This window comes from Streptomyces sp. NPDC058864 (genome assembly GCF_042742985.1).
Classification (GTDB): Bacteria; Actinomycetota; Actinomycetes; order Streptomycetales; family Streptomycetaceae; genus Actinacidiphila.
Window position 1 is genome coordinate 1 of sequence record NZ_JBHYMQ010000029.1, and the last position, 11,364, is coordinate 11,364.

An 11,364-nucleotide genomic window follows, 5' to 3' on the forward strand; every position below is an offset into this window, starting at 1 on the left:
GGTTCACCGCACCGGCCGCACCGGGCTGTCCGTCCTGCTGGCCGCCGCCGTCGCCCTGGGCGTCACCGGCCTGACCGCCCCCGCCCACGCCGCCGGCCCCCCCACCGGCACCGGCACCGGGGCGGCGCCGACGCCGCAGCCGACCACCGACACCCCCGCCCTCGTCGACGGCCTCACCGAAGCGGCCGACGCCTCCGTGCCCGCCGCCACCGCCGCCCGCGGCCACCTCGCCGGCCACCAGGACCGCTACCGCATCCCCGCCCCCGACCGCGACCTGGTCACCGACACCGTCACCACCGACCCCGACGGCACCGAGACCGTCCGCCTGGGCCAGAAGTACCGCGGCATCCCCGTCCTGGGCGCCCAGTACGTCGTCCGCATGACCCACAAGGACGGCAAGCGCACCGTCACCGGCACCTCCGGCTCCTACTTCACCGCCCTCGACCTCGACACCACCCGCCCCACCCTCCCCGCCCCCACCGCGGTGGAGCGTGCCGTGCGGCAGGTGGAGGACACGCTCGCCCGAGGACCGCGCGCCACCGCCGGCGGTGCGGCGGTGCCGTCCCGGTCCGCGGCGAGGGCCGGTCTGTCCGGCACGGACCGCGGGCTGACCGTGCTGCCCACCGGCAAGGGCGTGCTGGCCCGCCACGTCACCGTGCGCGGCACCGACCCCGCCACCGGCGCGCCCGTGGTCCAGGAGGTCTACGTCGACGCCGCCACCGGGGTGCTCCGCTTCGAGGCCGGAGCGCTGCGGACCCTCACGGCCCCGGCATCCGCCTCCGGCACGGCGGGGAGCGGCACTTCGGCGGCGGGCGCCACGCCCACCGCAGCCGCGAGCGGATCGACGGGCGTCACCGGCAGCGGCCGGCTGCTGAACGGCGCGACCGTCCCGCTGAACCTCACCAAGGACGCCGCCACCGGCCAGTACCTGCTGCGCGACTCGGCGCACATGGCCGACAGCAGGACCGGCAACGTCATCCAGACCTGGGACGCCTCCAGCGTCTGGTGGATGGACCTCGACGGCCAGTGGCCCGAGAGCGTGGTGCCGTTCGCGATGCCGACCACCAAGGCGCCGCAGGAGATGACCGACAGCGGGGCCGTGGACGCCCACTGGGCGGCCGGGAAGGTCTACGAGTTCTACCGCGGCACCTTCAAGCGCGACAGCCTCGACGACAAGGGCATGGCCATCAACTCCCTCGTCGGCGTCACCGCCGAACTCGGCTACCCCTGGGTGAACGCCTTCTGGGACGGCAGCAAGATGGTCTACGGCACCGGTGACGACGAGTACCGCTCCCTCGCCTCCGACCTGGACGTCGTCGGCCACGAGATGACCCACGGCGTCGTCGAGCACACCGCCGACCTGGTCTACGCCGGCCAGTCCGGCGCCATGAACGAGGCGATCGCCGACTACCTCGGCAACGCCATCGCCGTCACCGTCAACCGCACTCCCATGGACGACCCCGACGCCGGCCTGATCGGCGGCGACCTCTGCCGCACCCTGGCGCCGAAGGACTGCGCCTTCCGGGACCTCAACGACGGCGCGGGCACCGGGGACTTCATCAGCATGCCGCTGGGGTCGCGCAGCGACCAGGGAGGTGTGCACCTCAACTCGCACATCTTCGGCGGCGCGCTGTGGGACATGCGCGAGAGCCTGGGCGGTGAACTCGCCGACAGAATCGTCTACAAGGCGCTCACCTCCTACATCACCCCCCTCGACGGCTTCACCGAAGGCCGTGCCGCCGTCATCGCCGCCGCAAAGGCGCTGCACGTCAAGGGCGACCGCATGGCGAAGGTGAAGCAGGCCTTCGACGCCCACGGCATCGTCCCCGGCTGGGAGAAGGGCCTCGGCCTGGACAGCGACGTCCTGCTCGGCCGGCTCGGCACCCTGGAGACCGGTGTCGCCAACGACATCGGTCCCGCCGCGGGCGGCGGCTGGTGGGCGGTGCCCCGCTCCAGCGCCGACAGTGCGGCCCCGTACTCGGTGTGGACCGGGCGTCTGGACGGCAAGGGCAAGGCCCGTCAGGTCTCGCCGGAGGACGGGCGCTACCACCTCAGCCCCGTCACCGACGGCAAGCGCGTGGTGTGGCTCGCCGTCGGCGACACCTACGAGCTCATGTCCGCCCCCGTGGCCGGCGGCCCGGCGAAGCGGCTCTACAGCACCTCCTCCGCCTGGATCGGCAGCCTGAGCATGGACGGCGACACGATCGCCTGGTACGAGAACGGCGACGAGGGCCGCACCACCCTGCGGTACCTCAAGGGGTCCGACCCCGTCCCGCACACGGTCCCGCTGCACCGCCCCGACGCCACCACCGCCGACGCCGACGTCCGGGCCGAGTCGCCCTCCGTGAAGGACGGGCACATCGCGTACACGGTCAGCGGCTGGTGGGGCGACGACACCGGTCACCGGCGCACCGTCGTCGACGTCTTCGACACGCGGACGGGCAGGACCGCGCTCGGCACCCCGAGCCGCGCGGTGTGGACCAGCCGGCCCGTGGCGACCGCCTCCGGGGTGTACTGGCTCGCCGACGGAGACCCCTACGACGCGGGGCAGCCGGCCCTGCGCCGGAGCGGCCTCGACGGTTCGGGCACCGAGGACGTGATCCCGGAGACCTCGACCGCGGCTCTCGGGGCCTGGACCCTGACCGCGTCGGACACGGCCGTCACCCTCACCGTGGACCCGCTGTCCCCGACGGGCCTGCCGTACCTGGACACCAAGCTGCACCAGTTCACGTCGAAGGGTGCCCCGCTGGGACGCGTCTCGTGCGCCCCGGGCCGCCAGACGTACGCGGTGGCCGCCGGCGGCGGCCGTGTGCTCTGGCTGGACACGACCACCACGTCCTTCGACCTGGTGACCCGCTCCCGCCCCGCGGGCGACTGCGGCTGACCCCGCGCCGGGTGGGCCGGGGCCGGACACCGTCCCCGGCCCACCCGGACCACCGGCCCACCCGGCCCCGGCGCCCTCGGCGCGGCACCGCCGGCGCTGCGGTTCGGTGCCCGCATCCGGGACCTCCGGCCGAGCGGAAACGATGCGGGAACTCCTGATCGTTCTGGTGTACGGGCACGCACCGCGCCCGTCGTACCGACACCGTGAAGGAGCAGGCATGACCGCTGGGGAGGACGGCCGGACGGATGTCCGCGGCGCCGGCGAGGACGCGCCCGGGGCGCCGGAGGCGCCGCCCCGCCGGAAACGGCCCCGACGGGTCCGCGCACAGCGTCCCTGGTGGCTGGAGCTGCCGATACTCGTCCTCGTGGCGCTGGTGATGGCCCTCGGGATCAAGACCTTCTTCGTACAGGCCTTCTCCATCCCCTCGGGTTCGATGCAGAACACCCTGCAGGTGGGCGACCGGGTCCTGGTCGACAAACTCACCCCGTGGTTCGGGGCGACGCCGCAGCGCGGCGAGGTGGTCGTCTTCCGCGATCCCGGCAACTGGCTTGACGACCAGCCGCAGCAGACCGGCGGGAACGTGATCACCAAGGCGCTCGCGTACGTCGGGCTGGCGCCCTCCTCCGACGAGCGGGACCTCATCAAGCGCGTGATCGCGGTCGGCGGCGACACCGTGGACTGCGAACGCGGCAAGCCGGTCACGGTGAACGGGAAGACGCTGGACGAGCCGTACGTCTACCCCGGCGCCACGCCGTGCGACGACCTCCCGGTCGGCAAGGTCACCGTCCCCCAGGACCATCTGTGGGTGATGGGCGACCACCGCGACGCCTCACGGGACTCGCGCGCCCACGTCGGCGAACCGGGCGGCGGCTTCGTGCCGGTGGACGACGTGGTGGGCCGCGCCTTCGTCGTCGCCTGGCCGGTGCCGCGGTGGTCCACGCTGCCGGTGCCCCCGGCCTTCGACCGGTCGTGACCTGCGGCGGCCCCGCCCCGCAGGGCAAGGGCCGCCTTGCTTGACCCCTCGCGACACGGCACCGACAGTAGGGAGGTGCCACGATGCGGGACCGCTTCCCGCGATGCGAGGACGAGAGAAGGCGATGCGGCCATGACCGCTGATCGCGATCGCAACGGGGCGGCCAACGGTTCCGTCCAGGTGGTCCAGAAGTCCGCCCAGATCCTGGACTGCTTCTCCGTGACCACACCGCGCCTCCAGGCCTCGGAGATCGTCCGCAGGACCGGCCTGCCGTCCTCCACCGTCGCGCGCATCCTGCGCACGCTCGTCCGGGAGAACCTCCTCGAGCGCGAGGGCACCGCCTACAGCATCGGTCTTCGGGTGATCGCCTGGTCGGCGGCCGCCACCGCCGCCTCGGACCTCATCGCCACGGCCCGGCCCCTGGTGACGGCCCTGCGGGACCACTGCGGCGAGTGCTGCGGCCTGCAGGTCCGGCAGGGCGGCCGGCGGGTGACCGTGATCTGGGCGCAGTCGACGCACTCGATCGTCTACCGGGGCCACGTCGGCCAGGTGATGCCCCTGCAGCCCAGCGCGGCGGGCAAGGTCTTCATGGCCTTCGACCCGGAGGTCCTCGCCCTCGTCATGGACGAGGGCCTGACGGCCCGTACCCCGCGGACGGTGGTGGATCCGGCGGTGCTGCGGGGGCAGCTCGAGGAGGTCAGGGAGCAGGGCTGGGCGTTCTCCGAGGAGGAACTCGAGCCGGGCCTGAACTCGCTGGCCGCCCCGGTCCGCTCCGGCGACGGCCGCGTGATCGCCGCGGTGAGCGTCGGCGGGCCGTCCCACCGCCTCACCCCCGCCCGTGCCAAGGACCTCGCCGCCCAGGCGATCGAGTGCGCCTCGGCCATCGCCGAGGGGCGCATGTGGCACGGCAGCGAACGCTAGGGACTGTCGTCACATGGGCCCCGTTGCGGTGCATCGCGAGGCGCAGAGTCGTCCTCGTCGTGGGCTGCTCGGACGATTCGGCAACGCGGCCCGGGGGCGCCTCCCAGCGGAGCTCGGGGAGCGACGCGGGGTGGGGGCACCCCCGGCCTTCGGCCCGGGAGAGTCCCCGGTTCCCGCTCGGCACGACACGCGCACCACCCGACGGACCCGACGGACCTTCGTCCCGGGACGGGACTCAGTCCCCTGCCCCGCTCCGCGGGGGCCCGATTCCCCTGCGGTCCGAAGGGGCCCGCACCGCCGTCCGCGACCATCGTGTTCGGGCGTCGACCGGGTTGCCTTGACGATGCCGAATGCGGGTCGCACAGTGGATACCGCATTGCGGCAATGGCTTCCACGATGCGGCAAAAGTGAGGACGGTGGAGCCATGATCCTGACGAGTCCGCGCGCCGCCCGGTGCCCGGACGCGGCCGGTGCCGGCCCCGTTCCGGCGCCCCTGGCACCCGGCCATGACGGATGCCTCGCCACGTACCGGCGGCTGCCGGTGTTACCGCCCGCCCCGCACGGTTCCGCGACGGCGGCCGTGTCACGGGCCCCCAGCGCAGGCCGCCCCTGAACGTTCCGGCCGACCGGCCGGACGACCACCGGGCCGGGTGACGTCCCGTCCGTCCGCAGGTGCGTGGTCACGCGTTCCCACCGTGCCGGAGGGCGCACGCGCACCGCACGCGTCCCGTCCGCGCCCGGCGTACGAACCACCCGCAGGACCCCCCATGAACCTCTTCTCTTCCTCCGTCCCCGCAGCAGCGCAGGCAGGGCACCGCACCCGCCCATCCGGAGCGCGCCTCGCCGGCGGACGGGGGAGGCACCCACGGCGCACCGGCCGGGCCGGCGAACGCGTCCCGAGGGCGGGCATCCGCACCCAGATGTCCCTGCCGGCCGGACTGATCGCGGCGATCACCCTGGCCGGGTCCCTCGCGCCCGTCGCGATCCACCTCTCCCCGCTGCTGGTGGCCGCCCCCACCTCCACGGCCGCGTTCGCCCGCGCCCGGTTCACCGCGTTCGTCGCCCTCGTCGCCAGTGCCGCGATGCTGGTCGTCGACCGGCACGACGGGCTGCTCCACACGTCCGTCCTGCCCATCCACATCGGCGCGCTGCTGGCGGTCTCCGGATTCGTCATCGCCGCGCGCACCCTGCACGACCGCGACCTGAGGGAACTGCACGAGGTACGGGCGGTGTCCGAGGCGGCCCAACGGGTGCTGCTGCGGCCGATCCCGGCGCGCATGGGCCCGCTGCGGGTCGCCTCCGTCTACCGCGCGGCCGCCGCGCACGCCCTGGTGGGCGGGGACCTGTTCGGCGCCACCCGGACCGACCACGCGACGAGATTCCTGATCGGCGACGTGCGCGGCAAGGGGCTGCCGGCCGTGGAGGACGCCTCCGCGCTGCTGGGCGCCTTCCGCGAGGCCGCCCACCACCACGCCGCCCTGCCGGCGCTGGCGGCCTCCCTCGAGCGCAGCGTCGAGAGGCACCTGGCCCAGCTCACCGAGGCCGACCCCGAGGCCGGTGAACGCTTCATCACGGCCCTCCTGGTGGAGGTGCCCGACGACTCCGGCGTCGTACGGGTCGTCAGCTGCGGGCACCCGCCGCCGCTGGTCCGGCACGGCGGCCGGGTCATGGCCCTGGAGGCGCACCGGCCCGCGCCCCCCTTCGGGCTGGCCGGCGACACCCCGGACGACTTCCAGCTCGACACGTTCGTCTTCGCCGCCGGGGACACCCTGCTCCTCTACACCGACGGGGCCATCGAGGCGCGGGACGCCTCGGGCGGCTTCTACCCCCTCCAGGAAAGGGCCGCCACCTGGAACTGGGAGGGGCCGGACGAGCTGCTGCGGCACGTCGGCGACGACCTGGACGCCCACACCGGACGGCGCCTCGACGACGACCTCGCGATGGTGGCGGTGCAGCGCCCGCCGGCGCCGGGCGCCGGCCAGGGTCCGCCCGCCCCGCGGTCGCCGCATCCTGCGGAGGCCGCCCCGTGAGCGGCGGGCGTACGGCGCCGCCGGAGGGACGTACCGGTCACGGCAGGGCGCTGGCGAGCATGATCGCGCTCCGCCTCCCGTGGGGCATCGGTCCCGTGCTGATCCTCTGCTACCTCGGCGCCATCTGCGCGGTGCAGCTGGAGGCGTCCGAGGGCGGGCTGGTCCGGTGGTCGCAGTACTCGGCGTTCGCGCCCCTGGTGGCGGCCGCGCTGCTGCCCGTCAGGCGCACCTTCGTCATCGGCGTCGCCACGCTCGCGGCCAGCGTGGTGATCTACGGCTTCGCGATCCGGGGGGTGTCGGCGGGCGGCCGGACCGTCGTCATCCTGGCGGCCGCGTTCTCCTTCGCCCTCAGCCTCGTGCTCTGCCGGGCCCGGTTGTGGCTGCAGCGCCGGCAGTGCGCGGCGGTCGGCACCTGCTTCACCGCGGAACCCGAGGTCACGGTCGCGAGGCACCCGTCTGCCCCCGGGAGGGAGGCCGCCTCGGCGGCCCCCGACGGCATGCTGGTGACGCCCCTGCCGGGGTCGGCGGCGGTGGAGGTCGTCGGGCGCTGCATGCCCGCGTGCGACCATTCCGGGCCGAGCGCCCACTGGCTCGACGCCATCCCGCTGCCCGGCGCCCGTGTCGCGCTCGTGGCGGGCTCGGTCTCCGCCGAGATCGGGACGGCGACGGGCCCGGCGGCCGCCGAACTGCGGGCGGCGGTGCGCACGCTGGCCGACATCGACCTGCAGCCGGAGGAGCTGCTCACCCACCTCGACGACGTGCTCGGCCGGTTGCGGCCCGCGGGCACGGGGGTCAGCGCCGCCTGCCTGTACGCGGTCTACGACCCGGTGTCCGGCCGGTGTTCGCTCGCCGCCGCGGGGCACCCGGCGCCGGTCCTCGTCACCCCGGAAGGCGAGGTAACGACCGTCGCCCTCCCGCCTACCCGGCCCTTGGGCAAGGCACGGCCGTCCTCCGGGGCCACCGAGGTGGAACTCCCCGCGGGCAGTCTCCTGCTGGTGCACACCGTCCCCGGCCTCGGCGAGCCGGCCGCGGAGGAGGTCCTGCGCACCCTCGCCCGCACCGGGGAGGACCGCCCCTCCCTCGACACCGTGTGCCGCACCGTCCTGCGCGCCCTGCCGGAGGCCGAACGGCCCTGCGCCGCGGTCCTCGCCGCCCGTACCCGCACCTTCGGCAGCGGCGCCGTCGCCACGTGGGACCTGGCGCCCGACCCCGCCGCCGTCTCCAACGCGCGCAAGCACGTGGCGGGCAAGCTCGCCGCCTGGGGCCTGCCGGACGCGGCCCAGACGACCGAGCTCATCGTCAGCGAACTCGTCACCAACGCCATCCGCTACGCCCATCCGCCGTTCCGGCTGCGTCTCATCCGCCACGACAACGGGCTGACCTGCGAGGTCTCCGACAGCAGCAGCACCACCCCGCACCTGCGACGGGCCCGCACGCTCGACGAGAGCGGCCGGGGGCTGTTCATCGTCGCCCAGCTCACCCAGCGCTGGGGCTGCCGCCACACCGAGGACGGCAAGACCATCTGGGCCGAACAGCCCTGCTGAGCCGGCTGCGCCGGCGGGGACCGGGGCTTCCTCCCGGTCCCGGTTCCGGGCGGCCCCCGTTCCGGCACGGCGCGCGCCGACACCGTGACGGGTTCCCGGAATCGGATCCGGCCCTGGGAACCGAGCGGGACGGTCGACGCCGTGACGCAGGACGTGCCGGCCGGGCCGCGGGCACCGGCGCAGGACTTCGCGGCGCGGCGTCCGCCCGGGCGATGTCCCGGCGGTCTGGTTCGGCGAACCGTGCCGGGTCGCGGTCGGCGACGGCGGAGGCGACCACCACGGTCGCGCCGCGCGGGACCGCCTCGCGCGATGGTCAGGTCCTCGCGCAGCGCGCGCGGGGCGCCGGGCAGGTCGTCCAGGGGATGCGCGGGCTTGGCGTCCGGGCAGCGCGGTTCGGAGCGAACGGCGGGCGGGCGGGCGGGCGGGCGACGGCATGGGCGCTGCCTCGTGCGACGTGGGTCCACGTCCCCGCGCCGGAATGACGGCGTACCGCGGGGAACGCTGACATCCACTTCGCCAGCCTGACAAGATGATCGCAGGGCGACTTCCTGTCAGGTGACGGAAGTACGACACGTGAAGAGAGCGCGAAGGCGGACCACGGACCATGCTCGAATCCATCGGCCTGAGCCGGCAGGACGAATCGGTGTACGAGGCCCTTGTACGCAGGGTGCACGCCACGGTCACGGAACTGGCCCACGACTGCCGGCTGCCCGCTCCCGCGACGCGCCGCAGCGTGCGGTCGCTGGTCTCCCTCGGCCTCGCGGTGCGCTCCACCGGACGCCCCGTGACCTACGCCGCGGTCTCCCCGGACAGCGCGCTGGAGGCCGTACTGCGCGAACGGGAACGGGCGTTGAACGACGTGCGCTCCCATGTCTCCGGCCTGATGGACCTGTACCGCGCGGGCACGCGCTTCGTGAACCCCGGCGAGCTCGTCGAGGTCGTCTCGGGGCGGGACGACGTCAACCGCCGATGGGCGCAGCTGCAGCAGAGCACGCGCACGCAGGTGCGGGGCTTCGACCGGCCTCCGTACGCCTCGCACGAGGAGCACACCGAGCCCAACCCGGTCGAACTCGAACTGCTCAAGCGCGGCGTCGCCTACCGCGTCATCTACGACAGCACCGTGCTCGCCCTGCCCGGCTGGCTCGCGGACGTGACCGTCGGCGTCCGGCACGGCGAGCAGGCCAGGGTCGCGGCCGACCTGCCGATGAAGCTGGCCATCTCCGACGACCGGCTCGCCATCATCCCCCTGCTCCGCCCCGGCGACCACGCGGTGACGGCGTCCTACCTCATCCACCCCTCTCCCCTGCTCGACGCGCTCATCGCCCTGTTCGAGGCGTTGTGGGAGCGCAGCGTGCAGGTGCGCCTGCCGCCGAACGGCGGCTCCCCGGGGAGGCTGGAACAGGCGCCGGACGAGCTGACCGCCGAGGAGGCGAAACTGCTGACGCTGCTCGCCGCGGGCGCCACCGACAAGTCCGCCGGCCGCGCTCTGGGCTGGAGCGAGCGGACCGTCCAGCGCCATGTCACCCGGCTCATGCAGCGCTTCGGCGCGCAGACGCGTTTCCAGATAGCCATGGAGGCCACCCGTCGCGGGTGGATCTGAGCGATCCGAGCCCCCTGCGGGGCGGCCCGGCGGGCGGATCTGGGATCGTGGCCCCGGCCGACCTGGGGGTACGCATGGCTTTCGAGATCGATCTGCCGCTCGACGGGGAGCGGGACGCGGAGGCGGCCCGGCTGGCCGGCGCGCTCACCGAGGTCGGCAACGAACGCTTCCTCCGCGCCGTCCTCAGGGATCCGGCGCGCATCCACCACCGCAGCACGCGGAGCCTGTCCGGCACGCCGACCGACGCCCCCGAGATCACCGAACCGACGTCGAGCCTGCTGCTCCGCGCACTCCACACGGCCTTCACCGCGCACCTCCCGCTCAGCCTCTCACCGGATGTGCTGTGGTACGCCGTCGTGCACGAGGTGGCGGTCCATGTGCGCCTCAACTCATCGGCGTACGCGGGGCTGTTCACACGGACGCCCGGTCACCGGCAGACGATCCTCGTCGAGGACGACCACGCCGCCGAGGACTGGGAACGCTCCGTCAACCTGGTGCGGGAGCCGCTGCGCGCCCTGATCGGCGAGGGTACGGCCGAGCTCTTCCTGCCCGTCTTCTCCACCACGACCCCCGCCGACGCCACCGCCGCCCTGGTGGCCCTCATGGACGTCGTCAGCCCGTACTACCGATTCCGCTGGCGGTCCCTGTGCGGCATCCCCCGGATCCGGCTGGAGGGCACGCCGGAGGACTGGCGGCTGCTGGCCGCGCGGGCCCGGGAGCTCGCCGGTCGGTTCGAGGGGCTGCGGCCCTACTTCAGGGGTCTGCAGCCCGTCCTGGACGAGATCGCGGCGACGGCCGCGGGCCGGGGCGTCGACGAGGACTTCTGGCGATCGATCTACAAGTACCGCTCGGAGTCGGGTGGTTCCTGGGTCACCGGTTGGATCGACGCATTCTTCGCGCACCGCTACACCGACGACGGGCCCGCGCCCAAGGACGCCTTCGGACCGGGCCGATCGAACGAGGCGGACTTCCCCTCACACGTCTCCCGGGTGCCGTTCCGCTGGGAGACTCCCGCGGGCACCCTCGACATGGCGTTCCTGGGAGGCGTGCTCGGCCTGGAGCGGGACGGCGACTGGATTCGGCCCCGGCTGGGACACGCCGTCGCGGAACTGCTCCCCGTGGGTGAACAGCGTGACGAACGCCTGCCGGATCCCTGGAGCCTGGCCGACGTGCAGCGCCTCACCGGCTGCCCGGGGGCCCGGCTCCTCGACACCATCGGCACGGTCACCCACCAGGGCGCGGCCTTTCGGGCCGACCTCGCGATCGCCATCGACGGCATCTGCGTCGTCCGCAGCGCCGACGGCGACTGGCACCTCGGCGACCTGATCGGCGACGACGGCGAGATCCAGTGCTGGCACAACGCCGGCCCCGACCTGGGCGAGGCCCTGCGGATCCTCTGAGCGCCGTGTCGC

General features: G+C 74.2%; 7 protein-coding genes. All 7 read left to right on the forward strand.

The window, feature by feature from the left end:
- On the forward strand, positions 1-2,884 hold a 2,884-nt coding region (locus ACFW3D_RS22110), incomplete at its 5' end, for a M4 family metallopeptidase (protein WP_500506135.1).
- 217 nt (positions 2,885-3,101) lie between these two features.
- Positions 3,102-3,857: a signal peptidase I gene (gene lepB / locus ACFW3D_RS22115; protein WP_500506138.1), complete on the forward strand. Its 756-nt coding sequence runs from the start codon at positions 3,102-3,104 to the stop codon at positions 3,855-3,857.
- 132 nt (positions 3,858-3,989) lie between these two features.
- Positions 3,990-4,778: an IclR family transcriptional regulator gene (locus tag ACFW3D_RS22120; protein WP_500506141.1), complete on the forward strand. Its 789-nt coding sequence runs from the start codon at positions 3,990-3,992 to the stop codon at positions 4,776-4,778.
- Positions 4,779-5,698: 920 nt separating this feature from the next.
- Positions 5,699-6,808, forward strand: a complete 1,110-nt coding sequence (locus ACFW3D_RS22125) for a PP2C family protein-serine/threonine phosphatase (RefSeq protein ID WP_500506143.1) — start codon at positions 5,699-5,701, stop codon at positions 6,806-6,808.
- Entirely contained in the window at positions 6,805-8,352 is a 1,548-nt protein-coding gene (locus ACFW3D_RS22130; RefSeq protein ID WP_500506145.1) for a SpoIIE family protein phosphatase, read from the forward strand. Before ACFW3D_RS22125 ends, ACFW3D_RS22130 begins: the two co-directional genes overlap by 4 nt.
- A gap of 604 nt (positions 8,353-8,956) precedes the next feature.
- Positions 8,957-9,952, forward strand: coding sequence for a helix-turn-helix transcriptional regulator (locus ACFW3D_RS22135; protein ID WP_500506147.1), 996 nt, complete (start codon positions 8,957-8,959; stop codon positions 9,950-9,952).
- A gap of 74 nt (positions 9,953-10,026) precedes the next feature.
- Positions 10,027-11,352 (forward strand): DUF4419 domain-containing protein, encoded by a 1,326-nt coding sequence (locus ACFW3D_RS22140; RefSeq protein ID WP_500506149.1) that lies wholly within the window; start codon positions 10,027-10,029, stop codon positions 11,350-11,352.
- Positions 11,353-11,364: the final 12 nt, after the last annotated feature.

What these genes read in the sequence shown, in the direction of transcription:
- lepB (WP_500506138.1), top strand. Translation starts at nt 3,102, where the DNA reads ATGACCGCTGGGGAGGACGGCCGGACGGATGTCCGCGGCGCCGGCGAG.
- ACFW3D_RS22120 (WP_500506141.1), top strand. Translation starts at nt 3,990, where the DNA reads ATGACCGCTGATCGCGATCGCAACGGGGCGGCCAACGGTTCCGTCCAG.
- ACFW3D_RS22125 (WP_500506143.1), top strand. Translation starts at nt 5,699, where the DNA reads ATGTCCCTGCCGGCCGGACTGATCGCGGCGATCACCCTGGCCGGGTCC.
- ACFW3D_RS22135 (WP_500506147.1), top strand. Translation starts at nt 8,957, where the DNA reads ATGCTCGAATCCATCGGCCTGAGCCGGCAGGACGAATCGGTGTACGAG.
- ACFW3D_RS22140 (WP_500506149.1), top strand. Translation starts at nt 10,027, where the DNA reads ATGGCTTTCGAGATCGATCTGCCGCTCGACGGGGAGCGGGACGCGGAG.